This window comes from Nocardioides pakistanensis (genome assembly GCF_054781215.1).
Genome location: NZ_BAAGUV010000034.1, coordinates 276830 through 298162, shown reverse-complemented (window position 1 = coordinate 298162; position 21333 = coordinate 276830). Strand labels below are relative to the sequence as shown.

The 21333-nt window shown below is 71.0% G+C and carries 21 protein-coding genes and 2 tRNA genes; 15 read left to right on the top strand and 8 right to left on the bottom strand.

Features of this window, described 5'->3' with window-relative positions; all coding sequences use genetic code 11:
- Nucleotides 1–10: 10 nt before the first annotated feature.
- From egtD to ACYVIH_RS14920, 5 genes are read right to left on the bottom strand one after another with little or no spacing between them, the layout of a single operon-like run.
- Entirely contained in the window at nucleotides 11–988 is a 978-nt protein-coding gene (gene egtD, locus ACYVIH_RS14940) for an L-histidine N(alpha)-methyltransferase (RefSeq protein ID WP_460870256.1), read from the bottom strand.
- Nucleotides 985–1785: an ergothioneine biosynthesis protein EgtC gene (egtC, locus tag ACYVIH_RS14935; protein ID WP_460870255.1), complete on the bottom strand. Its 801-nt coding sequence runs from the start codon at nucleotides 1783–1785 to the stop codon at nucleotides 985–987. Before egtC ends, egtD begins: the two co-directional genes overlap by 4 nt.
- Nucleotides 1785–3131 (bottom strand): ergothioneine biosynthesis protein EgtB, encoded by a 1347-nt coding sequence (egtB, locus tag ACYVIH_RS14930; RefSeq protein WP_460870254.1) that lies wholly within the window; start codon nucleotides 3129–3131, stop codon nucleotides 1785–1787. The genes egtC and egtB overlap by 1 nt, the downstream gene beginning before the upstream one ends.
- Nucleotides 3128–4375, bottom strand: coding sequence for a glutamate-cysteine ligase family protein (locus ACYVIH_RS14925; RefSeq protein ID WP_460870253.1), 1248 nt, complete (start codon nucleotides 4373–4375; stop codon nucleotides 3128–3130). Before ACYVIH_RS14925 ends, egtB begins: the two co-directional genes overlap by 4 nt.
- Nucleotides 4376–4418: 43 nt before the next feature.
- A complete protein-coding gene (locus tag ACYVIH_RS14920; protein WP_460870251.1) occupies nucleotides 4419–4823 on the bottom strand; it encodes a globin in 405 nt (134 codons plus the stop codon).
- A gap of 132 nt (nucleotides 4824–4955) precedes the next feature.
- Between ACYVIH_RS14920 and ACYVIH_RS14915 the strand changes: the two genes are divergently transcribed.
- Entirely contained in the window at nucleotides 4956–5381 is a 426-nt protein-coding gene (locus tag ACYVIH_RS14915; protein ID WP_460870250.1) for an OsmC family protein, read from the top strand.
- A 76-nt stretch (nucleotides 5382–5457) separates the two neighbouring features.
- Here ACYVIH_RS14915 and ACYVIH_RS14910 read toward each other — a convergent pair whose 3' ends face one another.
- A complete protein-coding gene (locus ACYVIH_RS14910) occupies nucleotides 5458–6519 on the bottom strand; it encodes a mechanosensitive ion channel family protein (RefSeq protein ID WP_460870249.1) in 1062 nt (353 codons plus the stop codon).
- Nucleotides 6520–6579: 60 nt separating this feature from the next.
- Here ACYVIH_RS14910 and ACYVIH_RS14905 point away from each other — a divergent pair, with 60 nt between their 5' ends.
- Together ACYVIH_RS14905 and ACYVIH_RS14900 are read left to right on the top strand one after the other, a co-directional pair.
- Nucleotides 6580–6951 carry a hypothetical protein gene (locus ACYVIH_RS14905; protein WP_460870248.1) on the top strand — a complete coding sequence of 124 codons (372 nt, stop codon included), beginning with the start codon at nucleotides 6580–6582 and terminating at the stop codon, nucleotides 6949–6951.
- Nucleotides 6938–7321, top strand: coding sequence for a DUF5130 family protein (locus tag ACYVIH_RS14900; RefSeq protein ID WP_460870247.1), 384 nt, complete (start codon nucleotides 6938–6940; stop codon nucleotides 7319–7321). Before ACYVIH_RS14905 ends, ACYVIH_RS14900 begins: the two co-directional genes overlap by 14 nt.
- A 115-nt stretch (nucleotides 7322–7436) precedes the next feature.
- Here ACYVIH_RS14900 and pepN read toward each other — a convergent pair whose 3' ends face one another.
- Nucleotides 7437–9980 (bottom strand): aminopeptidase N, encoded by a 2544-nt coding sequence (pepN, locus tag ACYVIH_RS14895; protein ID WP_460870246.1) that lies wholly within the window; start codon nucleotides 9978–9980, stop codon nucleotides 7437–7439.
- A 91-nt stretch (nucleotides 9981–10071) separates the two neighbouring features.
- Here pepN and ACYVIH_RS14890 point away from each other — a divergent pair, with 91 nt between their 5' ends.
- From ACYVIH_RS14890 to ACYVIH_RS14865, 6 genes are all read left to right on the top strand, one after another.
- Nucleotides 10072–10701 (top strand): mycothiol-dependent nitroreductase Rv2466c family protein, encoded by a 630-nt coding sequence (locus tag ACYVIH_RS14890; protein WP_460870245.1) that lies wholly within the window; start codon nucleotides 10072–10074, stop codon nucleotides 10699–10701.
- Nucleotides 10702–10785: 84 nt separating this feature from the next.
- Nucleotides 10786–12594, top strand: a complete 1809-nt coding sequence (metG, locus tag ACYVIH_RS14885; protein ID WP_460870244.1) for a methionine--tRNA ligase — start codon at nucleotides 10786–10788, stop codon at nucleotides 12592–12594.
- On the top strand, nucleotides 12595–13491 hold the full coding sequence (locus tag ACYVIH_RS14880) for an alpha/beta hydrolase (protein ID WP_460870242.1): 897 nt from the start codon (nucleotides 12595–12597) through the stop codon (nucleotides 13489–13491).
- A 13-nt stretch (nucleotides 13492–13504) separates the two neighbouring features.
- Complete coding sequence (locus tag ACYVIH_RS14875) at nucleotides 13505–14008, top strand: ribose-5-phosphate isomerase (RefSeq protein WP_460870241.1); 504 nt, start codon at nucleotides 13505–13507, stop codon at nucleotides 14006–14008.
- Nucleotides 14009–14020: 12 nt separating this feature from the next.
- A complete protein-coding gene (locus ACYVIH_RS14870; protein ID WP_460870240.1) occupies nucleotides 14021–14878 on the top strand; it encodes an Fpg/Nei family DNA glycosylase in 858 nt (285 codons plus the stop codon).
- Nucleotides 14879–14955: 77 nt separating this feature from the next.
- On the top strand, nucleotides 14956–16068 hold the full coding sequence (locus ACYVIH_RS14865; protein ID WP_460870239.1) for a SpoIIE family protein phosphatase: 1113 nt from the start codon (nucleotides 14956–14958) through the stop codon (nucleotides 16066–16068).
- Between the two features lie 29 nt (nucleotides 16069–16097).
- Here the strand turns inward: ACYVIH_RS14865 and ACYVIH_RS14860 are convergent.
- Nucleotides 16098–16168 (bottom strand) — tRNA-Gly (locus ACYVIH_RS14860).
- Nucleotides 16169–16316: 148 nt separating this feature from the next.
- Between ACYVIH_RS14860 and ACYVIH_RS14855 the strand changes: the two genes are divergently transcribed.
- The 6 genes from ACYVIH_RS14855 (at nucleotide 16317) to ACYVIH_RS14830 (ending at nucleotide 21249) form a co-directional block, all read left to right on the top strand.
- A tRNA-Pro gene (locus ACYVIH_RS14855) sits at nucleotides 16317–16392 on the top strand.
- Nucleotides 16393–16464: 72 nt separating this feature from the next.
- Nucleotides 16465–17853, top strand: a complete 1389-nt coding sequence (gene tig / locus ACYVIH_RS14850; protein WP_460870238.1) for a trigger factor — start codon at nucleotides 16465–16467, stop codon at nucleotides 17851–17853.
- Nucleotides 17854–18054: 201 nt separating this feature from the next.
- Complete coding sequence (locus ACYVIH_RS14845) at nucleotides 18055–19284, top strand: alpha/beta fold hydrolase (protein WP_460870237.1); 1230 nt, start codon at nucleotides 18055–18057, stop codon at nucleotides 19282–19284.
- Between the two features lie 37 nt (nucleotides 19285–19321).
- Entirely contained in the window at nucleotides 19322–19798 is a 477-nt protein-coding gene (locus ACYVIH_RS14840; protein WP_460870236.1) for an SRPBCC family protein, read from the top strand.
- Nucleotides 19799–19920: 122 nt separating this feature from the next.
- On the top strand, nucleotides 19921–20523 hold the full coding sequence (locus ACYVIH_RS14835) for an ATP-dependent Clp protease proteolytic subunit (RefSeq protein ID WP_460870288.1): 603 nt from the start codon (nucleotides 19921–19923) through the stop codon (nucleotides 20521–20523).
- A gap of 102 nt (nucleotides 20524–20625) precedes the next feature.
- Nucleotides 20626–21249 (top strand): ATP-dependent Clp protease proteolytic subunit, encoded by a 624-nt coding sequence (locus ACYVIH_RS14830; protein ID WP_460870287.1) that lies wholly within the window; start codon nucleotides 20626–20628, stop codon nucleotides 21247–21249.
- Nucleotides 21250–21333: the final 84 nt, after the last annotated feature.

Sequence of the window (21333 nt, the reverse complement as noted above, 5' to 3'; positions counted from 1 at the left end):
GTCGGCCGGGTCAGGTCGCTCTCGCCAGCGACAGCGCGAAGCGGCCCGCCTGGTCGGTCCACCACCGGTCGAGCACGAACCCCGCCGCCGTGAGCTCCCGCTCCACACCTTCGCGCCGGAACTTCGCGGAGACCTCGGTGCGGATCTCCTCGCCCTCGTCGAGGTGTACGTCGATCTCCACGGCCGGGATCTCCACCCGCATCTCGCGGGTCGCGCGCAACCGCATCTCGATCCACTCGTGGTCGGCGTCCCAGAGGGCGACGTGCTCGAACGCGGCCACGTCGAAGCCGGCTCCGAGCTCACGGTTGAGCACCGTGAGCACGTTGAGGTTGAACGCCGCGGTCACCCCGGCGGCGTCGTCGTAGGCGCGGACCAGGGTGGCCGGGTCCTTGACCAGGTCGGTGCCCAGCAGCAGCCACTCACCGGGGTCGAGCATGCTCCGCACGCTGCTCAGGAAGCCGTGCCGCTCCTCGGGCAGCAGGTTGCCGATCGTGCCGCCGAGGAAGGCCACCAGCCGGGGCGAGGTTCCGGGCACCCCGTCGAGCGGCTCGGTGAAGTCGGCGACCACGCCGTGCACGTGCAGACCGGGGTAGTCGGCGACGATCGCGGCGACGGCCGCCCGGAGCGCCGACTCGGAGACGTCGAGCGGGACGAAGCCCGTCAGGGTCCCGTGGTCGCGGAGGCCGGAGAGCAGCAGGCGCGTCTTCTCCGACGAGCCCGAGCCGAGCTCGACCAGGCTCCGGGCGTCCGTGCGCCGGGCGATCGCGCCGGCTTGCGCCTCGAGGATCTCCCGCTCGGCGCGGGTCGGGTAGTACTCCGGCAGCCTGGTGATCTCCTCGAACAGCTCGCTGCCACGCGCGTCGTAGAACCACTTCGGGGGCAGCCACTTCGGCTCCGACCGCAGTCCGGTGAGCACGTCGCGGCGCAGCGCCCGCGCGGCGTGGCCAGGGGTCAGCCGCAGGTCGAGGGTCGGTGTCGTCGTGGTCATCGGATCTGCCCTTTCGCGATGGCGTCGTGGTCGGCGCGGAGCGGGGGAGGCCCCTCCAACGGACGGGTCTTCGCCTCGGTGCCGGTGAGGACGACCAGGCTCTGGTCGGGCACCGGCTGCCAGCCGGCGGTGGTGGCGTGCCCGAACGGTTCGGAGCTGACCAGCACGTGGTCGGCTGTCTCGCGCACCGCGAGGCTGTGCCCCCAGGCCGAGGCGGCGACGGTCTCGCCGTCTGACAGCAGCAGGTTCAGCCGGGACCCGGGTGCGGCCCGCCCAACCTCGGTGGCGACCTGCTCCACGGCCTGCTCGACGCCGGCTCCGTCGAGCAGCCGGCGCAGCACCAGTGCCCACAGCAGCGCGCTGTCGGTGGGCGCCTCGAGCCGCATCAGGTCGATGGCCGGCAGCGCCTCTGCGAGCGGCTCGACCGATGCGGGCCAGCCGACGACCACCCCGTTGTGGCTGAACAGCCAGCGGCCGTGCCGGAACGGCGCGCACGCGGTCTCGGTGACGGGCATGCCGGTCGTCCCGTTGCGCACGGCGGCCACCGCGGCCGTCGTACGGATCGAGCGGGCCAGGTCCGGCAGGGAGGCGTCGGCCCACATCGGCACCGCCCGCCGGTAGCGCAGAGCGTCCCCGGCATCGTCGTACCAGCCGATCCCGAACCCGTCGGCGTTGACCACCCCGCTGCCGCGCATGTCCGCCGGCGCCCAGGTCTGCTCGAGCAGCGAGTGCCGCGGGGACAGCACGAGGTCGGCCAGGCTCGTCGGTGCGCCGAGGTAGGCCAGGTGGCGGCACATCAGCCGAGCTCCGCCGGCAGCGGGTCGCGCGCGCACCGGAAGCCGGCGAAGATCTGCCGGCGGATCGGGAAGTCCCAGTTGCGGAAGGTGCCACGGCAGGCGACCGGGTCGGTGCCGAACGACCCGCCGCGCAGCACCTTGTAGTCGGAGCCGAAGAAGACCGCGGAGTACTCCGCGTAGGGGAAGACCTGGAACCCCGGGTAGGGAGTGAAGTCGCCGGCGGTCCACTCCCACACGTCGCCGATCAACTGGTGCACGCCGAGCGGCGAGGCGCCCGCGGGGTAGGCGCCGACCGGAGCCGCACGCAGGTGCCGCTGGCCGAGGTTCGCGTGCTGGGGTCCGGGGTCCTCGTCGCCCCAGGGGTAGCGCCGGGATCGCCCCGTCGCCGGATCCCAGCGGGCGGCCTTCTCCCACTCGACCTCCGTCGGCAGCCGCTTGCCGGCCCAGGCGGCGTAGGCCTCGGCCTCGTAGAAGCACACGTGCGTCACCGGCTCGTCGTCGCGGACCGGCTCCACCACGCCGAACCGCCTCCGCAGCCAGCGGTCACCATCGCGCTCGAGGAACTGCGGGGCCTCCAGTCCGGCCTCGTGCACGTGCCGCCAGCCCTGGGCCGACCACCACTGCTGCTGGTGGTAGCCCTCGGCCTCGACGAACTGGAGGAACCGGCCGTAGGTGACCGGCGTGGTGTCGATGAAGTACGCGTCGGTCCACGCGGTGTGGGCGGGTCGTTCGTTGTCCAGCGCCCACGGCTCGGTGGAGGTGCCCATGGTGAACTCGCCGGCCGGCACGAGCACCTCCCCGGGCCCGACCGGTGCCTGCGCCGGCGGAGGCTCCGGGGCGTGCAGCACCGCTGCGCCCGCCCGGAGCTGGTGGGTGGCCAGCATCGTCTCGTCGTGCTGCTGCTCGTGCTGGGCGACCATGCCGAAGGCGAACGCGTCGCGCAGCAGCGGCCGACCCTCGAGCGGGATGTGGTCGAGCACGTCGAGCACCTTGTCGCGCACCTCGTGGACGTAGGCGCGAGCCTCGGCCGGCCCCAGCAGCGGCAGTGAGGGGCGCGACGCCCGGCCGTGCTTGAACGCGTCGTAGAGCTCGTCGATGTCGGCTCGGACCGGGTCGCGACCGCCCACGTCGCGGACCAGCCAGAGCTCCTCCTGGTTGCCGACGTGCGCCAGGTCCCACACCAGCGGGGACATCAGCGGGGAGTGCTGGCGCACCAGGTCGTCGTCGTCGACGGCATCGGTCAGCAGCCGGCTGCGTTCGCGGGCGCGGAGGAGCGCATCGGCGGTGCGGGCGCGCAGCTGCTCGGCGGAGAGGTCGGTCAGGGGCGACTGCTCGGAGGTCTTCATGCGGACTGTCTCCTTGCCGGGTCGAGAGCGGTACGGCGGTCGAGGACGTCCCACGCGAGGCAGGCCACGTCCTCGTCCACGCTGGGATCGAGGTGGTCGCCGGCGAGGTCGACGAGCTGTCGGGCCGCCGCGCGCAGGGCGGGGTCGTCGAGACCGCGCCGGGCCGCCGTCTCCCACGGGTCGACCAGCGCGGCGGTGTCGCCGGCGATCTCGCAGGCGCGCTCGGCGACGTCTGTGGAGGAGAGGAGGGCGTCGAGGAGCAGGACGGGGTGGTGCCAGCGGCCGTCCGGCTGGGCGTCGAGGTAGCGGACCTCCACGTATCCGCGCGGGCGCACCGGCGGGAACAGCGTGCTGAGGTGGTAGTCGAGGTCGTCGTAGGTCGGCGGCGCCTCGTCCGGCGCGGCGCCCGCGAGCCAGTCGGCGAACGACATCGGCCGGCGCGGAACCCAGTCACCGTGCGTCCGTCGTACACACATCACCGGTGCGGTCATCACCCGCTCCACCCAGGCAACCACCGGGTCGTCGCAGCGGACCGGGTGGGTGAACGGCGGGCAGGTGCCGAGGGTGGCGCGCAGCCGGTTGGAGGCCCAGCCGGTGCGGACGCCGTGGGCCACCGGGGAGTTCGCGAACAGCGCCACCAGGGCGGGGCCGATGCTGTGCAGGGTGCGCCAGCGCAGTGCCAGGTCGGCGGCGTCGCCCGCGTCCAGGCACACCTGGATGCTGGCGGTGCTGCACATCATCGACGAGCCCCACGGGCCGCGGGAGTCGAGATAGGCCTGCATCGCGGTGTAGCGGGGGACCTCGAGCAGCCGGGCGGGAGGGCGGTGCGGGTCGATGCCGGTCGTCCCGCGCGCGAGGCCGGACTGCTGCAGCAGGGAGTCGAGGTGCCGGAGGTCGTCCTCGACGGCGGGGAGGAGCTCGCCGAGCGAGCGGTGGGGGAGGGTGGACATCTCGACCTGGCCGCCGGGTTCGACGGTGACCAGGGAGCCGTTCGGGAGGGGCCCCGCACTGGTCTCGGGGCAGAGGGTGGGGGGTGCGTGGCAGCCGAGCGCGGAGGCGAGCAGGTCGGGGTCGAGCGGACGCTCCGGGCGGCCGTGGTGGTGCAGCGTCCACTCCAGCTCGACCCCGATGCGTTCGGGTGGTCCGTGCTTGAAGCACACCAGCGCGACGTAGGCCTCCGCGTCCTCGGCGCTGGGGATCGGGCCGCGCGGGTCGGGTGTGGTGCGCTCGGTGAGCTGGGTCACCTCGCCCATCCTGGACGAACCGGCGCCTCCGCGAAAGGGGGTGCTACTGCTCCTCGAGCGAATTTACCATGAACTGTGCGGCATGCGTGACGTAGTCCCAGAACCGGGCGTCCTGCTCGGGGGTGAGGTTCGCGGCGTCGAGGCCGGCCCGGAAGTGGTGCAGCCAGCGGTCCTTCGCACCCGGGGTCACCGCGAACGGCGCGTGGCGCATCCGCAGCCGAGGGTGGCCACGGTTGTCGGAGTACGTCGTGGGCCCGCCCCAGTACTGAGCCAGGAAGAGGGTGAACCGCTCCGCGGCGGGCCCGAGGTCCTCCTCGGGGTACATCGGCCGCAGCAGCTCGTCGGTGGCCACGCCCTCGTAGAAGCGGTCGACGATCTTCGCGATCGTGGGCATGCCACCGATCTCGTCGTAGAACGTCGGGGCCGAGCTGTCGTCCTGGATGGTCACTTGCCTATTGTCCCCATAGGGACAAGAGTCGGGTAATCGCGGCGGAGCGCCGCACCCACAGCGGAGAGCCGCACCGCCGGTGCGCTCCACCGCCTTGCCCGCATCGACGACATCGAGACCGAAGGAGAGTCAATGGCCACGACGCGTACCGCCACCACCCGCTGGGAGGGCTCGCTCATGGAGGGGGCCGGCAAGGTCACCTTGGAGTCCTCCGGGATCGGGACCTACGACGTCTCCTGGCCCTCGCGCGCCGAGGAGCCCAACGGCAAGACCAGCCCCGAGGAGCTGATCGCGGCAGCCCACTCGTCCTGCTTCTCGATGGCGCTCTCGTCGGCGCTGGCCAAGGCCGGTACGCCGCCCACCTCGCTGGACACGAAGGCCGAGGTGACCTTCCAGCCTGGCGAAGGGATCACGGGCATCCACATCACGGTGGTCGGCACCGTCGACGGCGTCGACGCGGACGGCTTCAAGAGCGCGGCCGAGGGCGCCAAGGAGAACTGCCCCGTGTCGCAGGCGCTGAAGGGCACCACGATCACCCTGGACGCGTCGCTGGCCTGAGACCGCCACCGGCAGGCATCGGCCCGCCGTCTCCGCTCGTCGGGCGGGGCGGCGGGCCGCGTGCGGTCCGGGACGCTCAGCGCTGTGGGGTGCTGTCGGGGGTCTTCCCCTCGAACCGGTCCTGGCCGGACTGCGCCGGCGTCTCCTGGCGGTGCCAGACCACCCGCTGCGGGAGCGGGATCTCGATGCCCTCGTAGTCGAACCGGGCCTTGACCCGCTCGCGCATGGTCCGGGCGATCTCCCACTGCTCCAGCGGTGCCGTCTTGAGCACCACGCGGACCAGGATCGAGTCCGGGCCGAGGTCCTGCACGCCCCAGACCTCGGGCTCCTCGAGGATCTTGCCCTTGAAGTCCTCGTCCTCCCAGAGGTCGTGGGCGACGTCGGTGAGGATCGAGCGGACCCGGTGCAGGTCCTCGTGGTAGGCCACCGGGATGTCGAGCACGGTGCGCGCCCAGTTCTGGCTCATGTTGCCGACACGCAGGATCTCGCCGTTGCGGACGTGCCAGACCGTGCCGTCGACGTCGCGCAGCCGGGTGACCCTGAGCCCGACGGCCTCGACGGTCCCGGTGGCCTCACCGGCGTCGATGATGTCGCCGACGCCGTACTGGTCCTCGAAGATCATGAAGATGCCGGACAGGAAGTCCTTGACCAGGCTCTGCGCGCCGAAACCCAGCGCGACACCGATGATCCCGGCGCTGGCGATCAGTGGTGCCACGTCGACGCCGATCTCTGACAGCGCCATGATCGAGACCATCGTGAACACGACACCGGTGATGATGCTCTTCAGCAGCGAACCCATCGTCTTGGCCCGCTGCTCACGCCGGGCGGCCACCGGTGAGGCCGAGACGATCACCTTCTCCGACCGTCCACGCTTGCCCCGCGTCAAGGCGTGAGGAACCACACCCTCGGCCGCCCGGTTGGTGAGACGGTCGACCAGTCGGTGCAGGACCCAGCGGATCAGGATCCCCATCAGGAACAGCCCGATCACGGCAAGCGGCTTGCCGATCAGCCACGCCGACGCCAGCGCCAGGGTGTCGTTGCCGGTCGTGTTGTAGGTGATGTTGCACCAGACGCTGTCGACCTCGGAGCAGACGTCGGCCTCGTCGAGGAGGTCGGTTGCTTGCAGCAGCAGTTCCATGGGTCGCAGGCTACGAGATGCCCGGTCTGGTTCAAGTCGGGGTTCGCTAGGCTTGTGCCCGTGATGTCTGACCTCAACTCGCGCGCCGTACGCCGCTCTCTCCGCGCCCTCGCCCTGGCCCCCGCAGCCCTCCTGTCGTCCGTCGCGGCCCCTGCGCTGGCCGCGCCGCCCGAGACCTGGCCGGACGCCGAGCCGGTGAGTGCGGTGGACTTCCTGCTCGTGCTGCTGGTGATCCCGCTGGGGATCGCCCTCGTGATCGCGCTGCTGGCGTCGGTGCCGGCGATGGCGCGCGGTGGCCGGGGCGGCGAGCGCTCGCGGCGCACCGAGAACGAGTGGTTCGGCGGGCCCAAGGACGGCACCGACGCTGCGAAGGTGGAGAGCGCCGCCGAGCCGGGCGAGGGCGCACGAGGGGGCTCCAGTGCCCAGTGGTGAGGCGTTCACCGCACAAGAGCGCTACGACATCGACAAGGCGATCCGCGACGCGGAGACCGTCTCGCGCTACGAGTTCTCCGTCTTCGTCGGCGCAGCCGAGGGTCAGAGCCGGGCGTTCGCCGAGCGCCTGCACGCCTCGCTGACTGCTCCCGAGCGGTCCGTGCTGGTGATGGTCGACCCGGCCGCGAGGGTCCTGGAGATCGTCACGGGCTCGGAGGTACGTCGCGACCTCGAGGACTCCGAGGTCCACCTCGCCGCGCTGGCGATGCAGAGTGCGTTCGCCGGCGGTGACCTGGTCGGCGGCATCTGCCGCGGCCTCGGCATGCTCTCCGAGCACGCCCGCAAGCCGCGGATGCTGCACGCGGACTGACCACCGCCGGGCCGGCGCGGGCACCAGCGCTCAGCAACCGAGCGCTCGCAACAGGCACGAAGGGCCGCCACCCCGACGGGTGGCGGCCCTCACGCGTTCACGAGGAGTACGGCGGTCAGCCGGCGTCCTTCGCCTGCGCAGCGAGCGCGCGGGCGATGTCCGCACGGCCCTCCCGCACGTAGCGCTTGGCCGCCGGGTTGGCGTCGGAGGACTCCAACCACGCATCGACCGTGTCGAGGGTCTCCGCGCTCACCAGCGTGCGGGGGAAGAGGTACTCCAGGATCGTCGAGGCACGCTGGGTGCCCTTCTCCTCCCAGATCGTGGCCGCCACCTCGAGGTAGCGGGCCAGGAACGGCTGGAGGATCTCCTCCTGACCCGCCACGTGGAAGGCCAGTGCGATGTTGCGCTGGGTCTCGTTGGGCACGTCGTCACGCACGACCGCGTCGCGCCAGGCCTCCTCCTTGGCTTCGGTGGTCGGGCGCACCGCGAGGGCGGCCGCGGCGCGCTCCTGCCCGGAGATGGTGTTGTCGCGGGCGAGCTCCTCCTCGATCCGCGCGCGGTCCGCACGGCCCCGCGCCGCCAACGCGCGCAGCAGGGTCCAGCGCAGGTCGGTGTCCACCGCGAGCCCGTCGTAGGTCACACTGCCGTCGAGCAGCCCGGCGAGCCGGTCGAGGGCCTCGTCGCTGCGGGCGGCGGCCGCGAAGGCGCGGGCGAACGCGAGCTGATGGTCGCTGCCCGGCTCGGCGGCCTCCAGCAGCTCCAGCAGGCCGCGCTCCCAGGCCGCGGTGAGCTCGCTCCGCTTGGCCGGGTCGGAGTAGCTGTCCACCGCCAGCTGCGTGCTGAGCGGCAGCCGGCTGACCGCCATCACGTCGGACTCGCTGCCGATGCCGCGCAGGACCAGGGTGACCCAGTCGGTGGCCGACATCTCCGCGTCGCGGGTCATGTCCCAGGCCGCGCCCCAGCACAGGGCGCGGGCGAGCGAGTCGTCGAGCGACGCGATGCCGTCGACCAGCGTCGCGAGCGAGCGCTCGTCGAGCCGGATCTTGGCGTAGGTCAGGTCACCGTCGTTGAGCAGCACCAGGTCGGGCTGCTGCTGGCCGACCAGCTCGGCGATCTCCGTGCGCTCGCCCGCGACGTCGGTCTCCACCGACGTACGACGCACCAGCTGGTTGTCCCGGCGGTCGTAGAGGCCGATGCCGATCCGGTGCCGGCGCAGGGTCGGGAAGTCCGGGTGAGCGGACTGGGTCACCGCGAAGGAGGTGAACCGGCCCTCGCCGTCCACCTCGAACGACGGGCTGAGCGTGTTGACACCCGAGGTCTGCAGCCACTCCTGCGCCCATGACGTGAGCTCACGGCCGGAGGCCTCTTCGAGGGCACCGAGCAGGTCGGTGAGCTCGCTGTTGCCGAACTCGTGCGCCTTGAAGTAGGCGCGCAGGCCGGTGAGGAACTCCTCCTCGCCGACCCAGGCGACGAGCTGCTTGAGCGAGGAGGCGCCCTTGGCGTAGGTGATCCCGTCGAAGTTGACCTCCACGGCCTCGAGGTCGTAGTTGTCGGCTGCGATGGGGTGGGTGGAGGGCAGCTGGTCCTGGCGGTAGGCCCAGTTCTTGCGGGCGTTGGTGAAACCGGTCCAGGCCTCGGTGTACTTGGTCGCCTGCACCGACGCGTGGTGGGAGGCCCACTCCGCGAAGGACTCGTTGAGCCACAGGTCGTCCCACCAGCGCATGGTGACCAGGTCACCGAACCACATGTGCGCCATCTCGTGGAGGATCGTGTTGGCTCGCTGCTCGTAGAAGGAGCGGACCTGGCGGCTCCGCGGGAGGTACTCGTCGCGGAAGGTCACGCAGCCGGCGTTCTCCATCGCACCCATGTTGTACTCCGGCACGTAGAGCTGGTCGTACTTGCCGAACGGGTAGGGGTAGTCGAAGGCCTCCTCGAAGAAGCCGAAGCCCTGCTTGGTGACCTCGAGCAGCTCGTCGATGTCGAGGTACTCCTTCATCGACTGGCGGCAGTAGTGCCCGAGCGGGATGTCGCCGTGCTTGCCGGAGTAGGAGTCGAGGACCTCGTGGTACTCGCCGGCGACGATCGCGGTGATGTAGGTCGACATCCGCTTGGTGGTGGGGAAGCTCCAGACCGCCTTGCCGTCGCCCACAGGGGAGGGCGCAGGCGTGGCGGCGTTGGACACGACCTTCCAGTGCTCGGGAGCGGTGACGTTGAACGTGAACGTGGACTTGAGGTCGGGCTGCTCGAAGGTGGTGTAGACCCGACGTGCGTCGGGCACCTCGAACTGCGTGTAGGTGTAGACGCGGTCGTCGGCGGGGTCGACGAAGCGGTGCAGGCCCTCGCCGGTGCGGCTGTAGGTGCAGTCCGCGACCACCCGCAGCTCGTTCTCGGCCTGGAGGCCGTCGAGCTGGATGCGGCTGTCGCGGTAGACCGCGGCCGGGTCGAGCGCCTCGCCGTTGAGCGTGACCTCGTGGATGGTCGCGCCCACCAGGTCGGCGAAGGTGGAGGCACCGGGCTGCGAGCACGAGAACCGGATCACGGTCGTGGAGCCGAAGGTGGTGTCGGACGTCGTGAGGTCGAGATCGACGGTGTAGGACTCGACGGCGAGGAGTTCGGCGCGAGCGCGCGCCTCATCCCTTGTGAGGTTTGTTCCAGGCATGCAGGCATCTTGTCACCACGGTCTGGGAACAGGACAACCGAAATGGACGTTCACGACGTGAGAGAACGTTCAACTACTTGAGGAGATGCCCGTGCTCACGGAGAACGTGGAGACCACCGACCGGACCCCCGTCGACTTCTGGTTCGACCCGTTGTGCCCGTGGGCGTGGATGACCTCCCGCTGGATGCTCGAGGTCGAGAAGGTACGCCGGGTCGCGCCGACCTTCCACGTGATGAGCCTGGCGTACCTCAACGAGGACAAGGACATCTCCGAGGAGTACCGCGAGATGCTCAAGCCCGCGTGGGGCCCGGTGCGGGTGATCGTCGCGGCCGAGCAGGCCGAGGGCGCGGACGTCGTACTCCCGCTCTACACCGCCATGGGCCACCGGATCCACCTCCAGGGCCGCCAGATCGACCGCGCTCTCATCGAGGAGTCGCTCGCCGAGGTCGGGCTTCCGGCCTCGCTTGCCGATGCGATGGACGACTCCTCCTACGACGACGCGGTCCGCAAGTCGCACCACCTGGGCATGGACCAGGTCGGCCAGGAGGTCGGCACCCCGGTGATCGCCGTCGAGGGCGTCGCCTTCTTCGGGCCGGTCGTGACCCCGGCGCCCAAGGGCGAGGCGGCCGGCAAGCTCTGGGACGGCGTCGTGCTCGTGGCCGCCACACCGGGCTTCTACGAGCTCAAGCGGTCCCGGGAGAAGGGCCCGGACTTCTCCTGACGCCGACGCCACGCCCTCCCGGCGCCTTCTCGGGCGCCGGGTCCGCGGATCAAGTCCGTTGCCGCCCTCTCTAGGATCGGGTGCATGAGCAAAGTTCTGTCCGCCGTCGCCTGGCCGTACGCCAACGGTCCGCGCCACATCGGCCACGTGGCCGGTTTCGGCGTGCCCTCTGACGTGTTCAGCCGCTACATGCGGATGGCCGGACACGACGTGCTCATGGTCTCGGGCACCGACGAGCACGGCACGCCGATCCTCGTCGCGGCCGACGCGGAGGGGGTCTCCCCGCGCGAGCTCGCCGACCGCAACAACCGCCTGATCGTCGAGGACCTCGTCGCGCTCGGCCTGTCCTACGACCTCTTCACCCGCACCACCACCGGCAACCACTACGCCGTGGCGCAGGAGATGTTCACGACCGTGCACCGCAACGGCTACATGGTCGAGCGCACCACCAAGGGCGCGATCTCGCCGTCGACGGGCCGGACCCTTCCCGACCGCTACATCGAGGGCACCTGCCCGATCTGCAAGGCCGAGGGCGCCCGCGGCGACCAGTGCGACAACTGCGGCAACCAGCTCGACCCCACCGACCTGATCAACCCGGTCAGCCGGATCAACGGCGAGGTGCCGGAGTTCGTCGAGACCCAGCACTTCTTCCTCGACCTGCCCGCGCTCGCCGAGGCGCTGTCGAAGTGGCTCGACGAGCGGGAGGCGTCGGGCACCTGGCGTCCGAACGTGATCCGGTTCAGCCAGAACATCCTCGACGACATCAAGCCGCGCGCGATGACCCGCGACATCGACTGGGGGATCCCGGTGCCGCTCGAGGGCTGGCGCGACCAGCCGACCAAGCGGCTCTACGTCTGGTTCGACGCGGTGATCGGCTACCTGTCGGCCTCCATCGAGTGGGCACGCCGGCTCGGTGCGCCGGACCGGTGGCGCGAGTGGTGGAACGACCCCGAGGCGCTGTCGTACTACTTCATGGGCAAGGACAACATCACCTTCCACAGCCAGATCTGGCCTGCCGAGCTGCTGGCCTACAACGGCCAGGGCGACCGCGGCGGCGAACCCGGGGAGTACGGCGTGCTCAACCTCCCCACCGAGGTGGTCTCCAGCGAGTTCCTGACCATGGAGGGCAAGAAGTTCTCCTCCTCCAAGAAGGTCGTCATCTACGTCCGCGACATGCTCGAGCGCTACCAGGCCGACGCCCTGCGCTACTTCATCTGCGCCGCCGGACCCGAGAACCAGGACAGCGACTTCACCTGGTCGGAGTTCGTACGACGCACCAACGACGAGCTCGTCGCGGGCTGGGGAAACCTCGTCAACCGCACCGCCAACATGATCGCCAAGAACTTCGGGGAGATCCCCGAGGCCGGCGAGCTGACCACCGAGGACACGGCGCTGCTCGCGACGGTCGAGGCCGCCTTCGGCACGGTCGGCGACCTCATCTCCCGGCACCGGTTCAAGCAGGGGATCGGCGAGGCGATGCGGGTCGTGGCCGAGGTCAACAAGTACGTCTCCGACACGGCCCCCTGGAAGCTCGCCAAGAGCACAGCCGAGGCGGACACCTCGCGACTGGCCACGATCCTGCACGTCACCGCCCAGGCGGTGGCCGACTGCAACCTGCTGCTCGCGCCGTTCCTGCCGCACAGCGCGAACGCCGTCGACCAGGTGCTCGGCGGGGCGGGTGACGTCGCGCCGATGCCCCGCGTCGACGAGGTCACCGACCTCGACGACGCGTCGGTGACCTACCCGGTGATCACGGGGGAGTACTCCTCCTTCCCGCGCTGGGAGCGGCGGCCGATCGTCGCGGGCACGCCGATCGCGAAGCCTGCGCCGGTGTTCACCAAGCTCGACACCGCTGTCGTGGAGGAGGAGCTCAAGCGCCTCGAGGAGGCCTGAGTGGCCCTCCATCCCCAGGCCGAGGCCGCGCTCGCGCAGTGGATGCAGGGCGCCCATGTCACCGACCCCGGCTTCGACGTCGCCGCGGAGCGCCGGGCCGCGCGGCGGGCGGCTGCGACCGAGCCGCGCGAGGAGGTCGCCCACGTCGAGGACGTCGACGCTGCCGGAGTGCCGTGCCGGCTCTACCTTCCGGCCGCACCTGCGGCCGCGTCGGGCGCGGTCGTCTACCTGCACGGCGGCGGGTTCGTCTTCGGTGACCTCGAGACCCACGACGCGCAGTCGCGCCGGGTGGCGAACCGGACCGGCCTGGCGGTGCTCAGCGTGGACTACCGCCGGCCGCCGGAGCACCGGTTCCCGGCCGCCGTACGCGATGTCGACACCGCCCTGGAGTGGCTGGTCGGGGCGGCGCCGGCGCTCGGCCTCGACGTCTCACGGCTGGTGACGATGGGCGACAGCGCCGGCGGCAACCTGGCCCTGGTCGCGGCGCTGCGGCACCCCAACCTGCTCGCCGCGACCGTCCTGGTCTACCCCTTCATCGACCCGCGCGGTCGGTTCGACTCCTACCGCCGCGAGGCCGCCGGGTTCGGTGCCCGGGAGGCCGACTGGTACTGGCAGCAGTACGCCGCCGAGCCCGGCGACTTCGACGACCCGGACCTCGCGCCGCTGGACTCACCGCGGCTCGGCACACTGCCGCCCACGCTGGTGATCGCCGCCGAGCACGACCCGCTCGTCGACGAGGACGTCGAGCTCGCCCGGCGGATCGAGGCCGCCGGCGGGCAGGTGAGCTGGTCGGTCTGCCCGGGGATGATCCACGGCTTCTGGCGGCACCCCGAGCAGTTCGACGCCGCGGAGGAGTCGCTGGCGGAGATCGCTGCGTTCCTGCTGGGCACCCTCTGACAGAATCTCGCTCATGCGCGTTCACCTCGGATCCGACCACGCCGGCCTCGAGCTCAAGGAGCACCTGCTCGACTGGCTGGCGAAGAAGGGCCACGAAGTCGTCGACCACGGCCCGTTCGTCTACGACGCCGTCGACGACTACCCGCCGTTCTGCCTGCGTGCCGCCGAGGCCGTGGTCGCCGACCGCGAGGAGGACCTGGAGAGCTTCGGCATCGTGATCGGCGGATCCGGCAACGGCGAGCAGATCGCGGCCAACAAGGTCAAGGGGATCAGGGCCGCCCTGGTCTGGAGCGAGGAGACCGCCGTCCTCGCCCGCGACCACAACGACGCCAACGTGATCTCGGTCGGCGGCCGGATGCACACGCTCGAGGAGCTGACCCGTTTCATCGAGGTCTTCCTGCACACGCCCTACAGCAACGGCGACCGGCACAACCGTCGCCTCGGCCAGATCGCGAGCTACGAGAAGACCGGCAACCTGCCGCCGCTGCCCGAGTCGGCCCTGCGGTCGCGGCCCTGACCGAGACGCCGGATGCCTGAAGGACACACCCTCCACCGCCTCGCCCGCACGATCTCCGGCCGGTTCGCCGGTCGGCAGGTCGAGGTCTCCAGCCCTCAGGGGCGGTTCGCCGAAGAGGCAGCCGCACTCGACGGGGCCCTCCTCGAGGGCGCCGAGGCGTGGGGCAAGCACCTGTTCGTGGGGTTCGCGGGCGAGCGGTTCGTGCACGTCCACCTCGGCCTCTACGGCAAGCTCGACGTGCACGACGGGCCGCCTCCGCCGCCGGTCGGGCAGGTCAGGATGCGGCTCGTCGCACCGGCCGTCGCACAGGGGGAGCGCTCGTCGTACGCCGACCTGCGCGGGGCGACCGCCTGCGAGCTGGTGACCGACGACCAGCGCGGCGCGATCGTGGCGCGGCTGGGCCCGGACCCGCTGCGCCCCGATGCCGACCCGGCAGCTGCGTGGGCGCGGATCCGCGCGAGCCGGACCCCGATCGGCACCTTGCTGATGGACCAGAGCGTGGTGGCCGGAGTCGGCAACGTGTACCGCGCCGAGGTGCTCTTCCGGCACCGGATCCATCCGCTGCGGCCCGGCAACACGCTGCGGCGGGGTCAGTTCGAGGCGATCTGGGCCGACCTCGTCGCGCTGATGGCCGAGGGGGTCGCCACGGGGCGGATCGACACCGTGCGCCCTGAGCACACTCCCGAGGCGATGGGCCGCGAGCCCCGGCGCGACGACCACGGCGGAGAGGTCTACGTCTACCGGCGCCACGACCAGGCGTGCCACGTGTGCGGTGCGAGCGTGCGCACCGAGGTGCTGGCCGCCCGCAACTCGTTCTGGTGCCCGCGCTGCCAGCCCGTCTTCCGGTCCCGCGCAGTCCGGACCCGCTGACCGGCTATGGTGATCCGCGGCCTGCGGTCCCCTGAATCTGCGTCTGGCCCGGCGCACCCGACACTAAGGTCGTCCCTGTGGCAGCTGCTCCGCACCTCGATCGGCTGACCCGCGTCCCCGCGGGCCAGCTCAGCCGTCGTTGGGCGCGGACCTGGCAGCGGCTGCGGTACTCCGAGACCTCCACGGTGATGGCCCTCGGCCTGCTGGGTGTCCTGATCGGCGTTGGCGTCGTTGCCTGGGAGTCGGTGATGCCGGTGACCGCGCTGATCGTCCCGATGGTGCTCGGCAACCAGGTCCTCGGCCCGCGCACGCTGCCGTGGGTGGTCGTGTTCACCCTCGGCGTGCTCGTGGTCAGCGTCGCGGTCGCCGACCAGATGCTCGACGGCCGGCGGATCGGGGGGATCGTGATCTCCTTCGCGATCGGGCTGATCATCCTGGTCTCGTCGTTCCGCCGGTCCCGGCTGGGCGTGGCCGGCTCCCGCGGCGAGTCCATGCTGGTCGACCTGCGCGAGCGGATCGCCCGGCAGAGCCAGATCCCGATCCTCCCCCCGGACTGGTACTCCGAGGCGGTCATGCGCTCGGCCGGAGGGTCCTCCTTCGCCGGCGACTTCATCGTCGCCAGCACGACCCCCGACCTGCGCACCCTCGAGGTCGCCGTGGTCGACGTCTCCGGCAAGGGCGAGCAGGCCGGCACCCGCTCGCTGCTGCTGTCGGGCTCGTTCGGCGGGCTGCTCGGCGCCCTTCCCCCCGAGCAGTTCCTGCCCGCGGCCAACGACTACCTGCTGCGGCAGGACTGGAGCGAGGGCTTCGCCACGGCGGTCCACCTGTCCCTCGACCTCCACACCGGCGAGTTCGAGCTGCGCTCTGCGGGCCACCCGCCGGCGGTGCAGCTGCTGGCCGGCTCCGGGCGCTGGGCGATCCACGAGACCGAGGGGCCGGTGCTCGGCCTGATGGCCAGCGCCACCTTCAGCGTCAGCACCGGCCGGCTCGGTCGGGGTGACGCGTTGCTGATGTACACCGACGGCCTCGTCGAGACGCCGCAGCGCGACATCTCGCTGGGCATCGACAAGCTGCTCGGGCAGGGGGAGCGGCTGCTGCGCACCGGCTTCGAGAACGGTGCGCACCGGCTGATCGACGAGCTGGAGTCGATGAGCGACGACCGGGCGCTCTTCCTGCTGCACCGGCGGTGACCGCCGTACCGCCGGACGTGGAGACTGAGAGCGGATGACGGGAATCGAACCCGCGTAGCCAGTTTGGAAGACTGGGGCTCTACCATTGAGCTACATCCGCGCGCGCCGGCTCGGGGGAGCCGACAGCGGGACAATGGTGCCACAGGCGATCGACTCGTCCCAATCGGCACACCCGTCCCGCAGCAGGTCCGGCCGGCAGCGCGATTACGGCGTGCGCGGGATAGTCCACTAGACTCCCCGGGGTTCACCGGGGCGTAGCGTAGTGGCTAGCGCGCCTGCTTTGGGAGCAGGAGATCGCAGGTTCGAGTCCTGTCGCCCCGACCATGCTCAGCGACCACCACGATGAGCGTGCCTGCCACCTGGCTACCGATGTCAAGCAACCAAGGAGAAAGACCTGTGAAGAGCGCCGTCGAGACTCTGAGCCCGACCCGGGCGAAGCTCACCGTCGAGGTGCCCTTCGAGGAGCTCAAGCCGAGCCTCGACGCGGCGTACAAGCGGATCGCGCAGCAGATCAACGTGCCCGGCTTCCGCAAGGGCAAGGTGCCTCCGATGGTCATCGACCGTCAGGTCGGCCGCGGTCCGATCCTCGACGAGGCGATCAACGACGCGCTCCCCAAGCTCTACGTGCAGGCGCTCCAGGACAACGACCTCGAGCCGCTCGCGCAGCCCGAGATCGACATCACGAAGTTCGAGGACAACGAGACCCTCGAGTTCACCGCCGAGGTCGACATCCGTCCCGAGATCACCCTGCCCGAGCTCGACGGGCTCGAGGTCACCGTGGACGATGCTGTCGTCACCGACGAGGACGTCGACACCCAGGTCAAGACGCTGCGCGAGCGCTTCGCCACGCTCAACGAGGTCGACCGCGCCGCCGGCGAGGGTGACTTCGTGGTGATGGACCTGAAGGCGCTCAAGGACGGCGAGGTCGTCGAGGGCGCCGAGGTGACCGCGATGAGCTACCAGGTCGGCAGCGGCGGCATGCTCGACGGCCTCGACGAGGCGCTCACCGGCATGAAGGCCGGCGACGAGAAGACCTTCCAGTCGACCCTCGTCGGCGGCGAGGTCGCCGGTGAGGAGGTCGACGTCGAGGTCAAGGTCAGCGCCGTCAAGGAGCAGGAGCTGCCCGAGCTCGACGACGAGTTCGCCCAGACCGCCTCCGAGTTCGACACCGTCGACGAGCTGGTCGCCGACGTCCGCACCCGTCTCGAGCGCGGCAAGCGCCTCGAGCAGGCCGCGGCCGCCCGCGACGCCGTGCTGGAGAAGATCCTCGACCTCGTCGAGATCCCGCTGCCCGACGCCGTCGTCGACGCCGAGCTCAAGGCCCGCCGCGACAACGTCCAGCAGCAGCTGATGTATGCCGGGATGACCCTCGAGCAGTACCTCGAGACCGAGGGCCAGACCGCCGACGAGTTCGAGGCCGACCTGCTCGACCGCACCCGCGACGCGATCGCGGCCCAGTTCGTCCTCGACGCGGTCGCCAAGAAGGAGCAGATCGGGGTCGAGCAGCAGGAGCTGTCCGAGCACATCTTCCGCCGCGCCCAGCAGTCCGGGCAGGACCCGAACGAGTTCGCCAAGCACATGGTCGAGCACAACCACATCCCCGAGATGGTCTCCGAGGTCGTGCGCGGCAAGGCGCTCGCGATCGTGGTCGAGGGTGCCAAGGTGGTCGACGAGTCCGGCAACCACGTGGAGCTGAAGAACCTCCGCCCCGACGGCACGATCGGCGAGCCCGAGGCCGAGGCGGACGCGGCGGAGTCCGAGTCCGAGGAGTCCTCGGAGGCCTGACTCCGGCCCCGCCAATCCCCACGTTAACGTGGTAAATCGCCGCTCTGCACGGGATGCAACCCGTGCAGAGCGGCGATTTGTCGTGCCCAGTGGTTGTTCGGCGGCACCGTCACCGGCCCCGTCGTACGACGCGCACCGCCGCCGTCCGAGGAGTGGCCGGCCCCGTTGACGTACCGGCGGTACGCCCCGGAGACTGTCCGGATGCCGCACCCGACCGCAGCACGCACGAACGCGCCGGCCCGGCGCGATCCGCGTGACCCCTCCGACGTGGGGGTCGCCGCGGCCGCAGCGCTGGCCGGCGACTACGCCGGCGAGCTGGTTCTCGGCACCGTCCGAGACGTGCACCGGGCCGTCGCCGGGCGGGTCTTCTCGGTCGTCGACCGCACCACCGGGGGCTCCGCGCGGCTGCCGCGACTGGTGCACGACCAGGTCTCGACCGGGGTGTACGCCGGCCTCGGGGCCGGCGTCCGGACCGCGGCCGCCGGTCTACGAGCGCTCGAGCGCCGGGGGCACGGTCCTCGCCTGCAGGCGCGGCCGGGAGGGCGTCAGCTGCTCTCGGCGGTCAACGGGCTGGTCGGCGACCGGCTCCGCGAGGACCTGCCGGAGCTGGCGATCGAGATGGCGGTGCGCAGCGGCGGCGCCGACGTGGCGCTCGACCCCTCGTCGCTGCGAGAGGCCTTCCCCGACGCCACCGGCGACCTCGTGGTCTTCCTGCACGGTCTTGGCGAGAGCGAGGAGTCGTGGGACCTGCGCAGCGACGAGCTGGGCGGCAGCTACGGCACCCGGCTGGCCGAGGAGTCGGACTGGACCCCCGTCTACCTGCGCGCCAACACCGGCCTGCCGATCGCCGAGAACGGCGTGGCGCTGGCCTCGCTGCTCGACCGTCTGGTCGCCGCCTGGCCGACGCAGGTACGCCGGATCGGGCTGGTCGGCCACTCCATGGGCGGGCTGATCATGCGCGCCGCCTGTGCTGTCGACACCGCCCCCGTCCACGCCGAGCGGCCGTGGACCGAGCTGGTCAGCAACGTGGTCACCCTGGGCACCCCACACCTCGGCGCGCCGCTGGAGCACATGGTCCACGTGGGGGCCCGTGCGCTGGGGAGGCTGCCGGAGGCGGCGCCGTTCGGCCGGATCCTGGAGTACCGCAGCGTCGGCATCCTCGACCTGCGACGTGGCCTGGCGGCCGACGTACAGCACCTCCCGCACGCGCGCTACCACCTGGTCGCGGCCACCCTCGCGAGCTCGCACCGGCACCCGGTCAGCGAGGTCCTCGGCGACCTGCTGGTGCGCTACCCGTCCGCGGTCGCCACGCCCCGTCGCGGGAGCCCGATGTTCCCCGACGCCGACGTGCTCCACGTCCCGGGCACCGGCCACTTCGGTCTGCTCAACCATCCCGACGTCCACGAAGCCCTCCGGAGCTGGCTCGGCTGAGCCGGGTCCTCCACGTTCCCATCCCAGAGAGAAGGTCATGATGAACAACCCCCTGCCCCTCAGTGCCTCCGTCGAGGTCGCCGCCGCTCCCGAGCAGGTCTGGGAGCTCGTCTCCGACGTCAGCCGGATGGGGGAGTGGAGCCCGGAGTGCCGCCGGATCGTGGTGCTCGGCACGCCCAAGCGGGGGTTGGGCACGAAGTTCCTCGGGTTCAACCGCCGCGGCTGGGCGATGTGGCCCACCACCTCGACCGTGGTCCGCTTCGAGCCTGGTGAGGCGATCGCCTGGAAGACCCGGGAGAGCGGCGCGACGTGGACCTACGAGCTCGAGCCGACCGCGACCGGGACCCGGCTGACCGGGCGCCGGGAGCTGCCGGCGTACACGGTCGGCACGAAGGTGATGGCCCCACTGATCGGCGGCGCACAGGGACACGACCAGGAGCTGGCCGACGGCATCCGCACCACGCTCGAACGGATCAAGGCCTCGGTGGAGTCGGCCCGAGCGACCGCGGTGTAGGTGCGCACGGCCGGGGCAGTCCGCTCTCGGCGAACACCGCGGGTTTCCTCGTGGAACTGTCCGGGCTTCCGGCTAGGGTCGGGGGCGTGAACGAGACTCCCAGCCTGACTCCAGGTCCCCAGATGAACGGTGGCGCCGCGTCGTACGGGCTCGACGACCACATCTACCAGCGTCTGCTCAAGGAGCGGATCATCTTCCTCGGGTCGGAGGTGCGCGACCAGAACGCCAACGCGATCTGCGCGCAGATGCTCCTGCTCAACGCCGAGGACCCCGACGCCGACATCTTCCTCTACATCAACAGCCCGGGTGGCTCGGTGGACGCCGGCATGGCGATCTACGACACGATGAACTACATCTCCAACGACGTGGCCACCGTCGGCATGGGCCTGGCCGCGTCGATGGGCCAGTTCCTGCTCTGCGCCGGGGCGAAGGGCAAGCGCTACGCCCTGCCGCACGCGCGGATCATGATGCACCAGCCCTCCGGCGGCATGGGCGGCTCGGCGGCCGACATCAAGATCCAGGCCCAGCAGTCGATGCACATCAAGAAGGTGCTGTTCGAGCTGATCAGCCAGCACACCGGCCAGCCGCTCGAGCAGGTCGAGCAGGACGCCGACCGCGACCGCTGGTTCACCGCCGAGCAGGCGCTGGACTACGGCTTCATCGACAAGGTCGTGGCCAGCGCCGGCCAGGTCGCCGACCAGGGCCGCCCCGCGGCGAAGAACTGACGAGGATTGGGAGCGGAGACTTTCATGAGCGCCAACCAGATTCCCGGTCTCTCCGGCGGCCCGTCGCCGAGCGGCAGGGCCAGTGAGCTCGCGTCGCCGAGCATGAACTACTACATCCCGCAGTGGGAGGAGCGCACGTCGTACGGCGTGCGCCGGATCGACCCCTACACCAAGCTGTTCGAGGACCGGATCATCTTCCTCGGCACGCCGATCTCCGACGAGGTCGCCAACGCCGTGATGTCGCAGCTGCTGGTGCTGGAGTCGATGGACCCCGAGCGCGACATCATCCTCTACATCAACAGCCCGGGCGGGTCGTTCACCGCGTTGACCGCGATCTACGACACGATGCGCTTCGTCAAGCCCGACATCCAGACCGTGTGCCTGGGTCAGGCCGCCTCCGCGGCCGCGATCCTGCTGGCCGCCGGCGCCCCGGGCAAGCGGATGGCGCTGCCCAACAGCCGGATCCTGATCCACCAGCCCTACACCGAGGGCACCTACGGCCAGACCTCCGACATCGAGATCCAGGCCAACGAGATCCTGCGGATGCGGGACCTGCTGGAGACGATGATCTCCGAGCACACCGGCAAGGACAAGGAGACGGTGAGCCGCGACATCGACCGCGACAAGATCCTGACCGCCCAGGCCGCGATCGACTACGGCCTGATCGACTCGATCCTGGAGTCGCGCAAGGCCGCGCTCGGCGTCGGTGGGGGCACCGGCCGCTAGACCCCTCCGGTCAGGTGGTGCGGCCACCACGCACCACCTGACCGGGCGAAGGGATCGCCGTGTCCCCATCCCATTTGGGGGCGC

Excerpts from the sequence above, each read along its gene's own strand:
- ACYVIH_RS14870 (WP_460870240.1), top strand. The coding sequence starts at position 14,021 with ATGCCTGAAGGACACACCCTCCACCGCCTCGCCCGCACGATCTCCGGC.
- metG (WP_460870244.1), top strand. The coding sequence starts at position 10,786 with ATGAGCAAAGTTCTGTCCGCCGTCGCCTGGCCGTACGCCAACGGTCCG.
- egtB (WP_460870254.1), bottom strand. The coding sequence starts at position 3,131 with ATGAAGACCTCCGAGCAGTCGCCCCTGACCGACCTCTCCGCCGAGCAG.
- ACYVIH_RS14830 (WP_460870287.1), top strand. The coding sequence starts at position 20,626 with ATGAACTACTACATCCCGCAGTGGGAGGAGCGCACGTCGTACGGCGTG.
- ACYVIH_RS14845 (WP_460870237.1), top strand. The coding sequence starts at position 18,055 with ATGCCGCACCCGACCGCAGCACGCACGAACGCGCCGGCCCGGCGCGAT.
- pepN (WP_460870246.1), bottom strand. The coding sequence starts at position 9,980 with ATGCCTGGAACAAACCTCACAAGGGATGAGGCGCGCGCTCGCGCCGAA.
- ACYVIH_RS14915 (WP_460870250.1), top strand. The coding sequence starts at position 4,956 with ATGGCCACGACGCGTACCGCCACCACCCGCTGGGAGGGCTCGCTCATG.
- ACYVIH_RS14840 (WP_460870236.1), top strand. The coding sequence starts at position 19,322 with ATGATGAACAACCCCCTGCCCCTCAGTGCCTCCGTCGAGGTCGCCGCC.
- ACYVIH_RS14835 (WP_460870288.1), top strand. The coding sequence starts at position 19,921 with ATGAACGGTGGCGCCGCGTCGTACGGGCTCGACGACCACATCTACCAG.
- ACYVIH_RS14875 (WP_460870241.1), top strand. The coding sequence starts at position 13,505 with ATGCGCGTTCACCTCGGATCCGACCACGCCGGCCTCGAGCTCAAGGAG.
- egtD (WP_460870256.1), bottom strand. The coding sequence starts at position 988 with ATGACCACGACGACACCGACCCTCGACCTGCGGCTGACCCCTGGCCAC.
- ACYVIH_RS14910 (WP_460870249.1), bottom strand. The coding sequence starts at position 6,519 with ATGGAACTGCTGCTGCAAGCAACCGACCTCCTCGACGAGGCCGACGTC.
- egtC (WP_460870255.1), bottom strand. The coding sequence starts at position 1,785 with ATGTGCCGCCACCTGGCCTACCTCGGCGCACCGACGAGCCTGGCCGAC.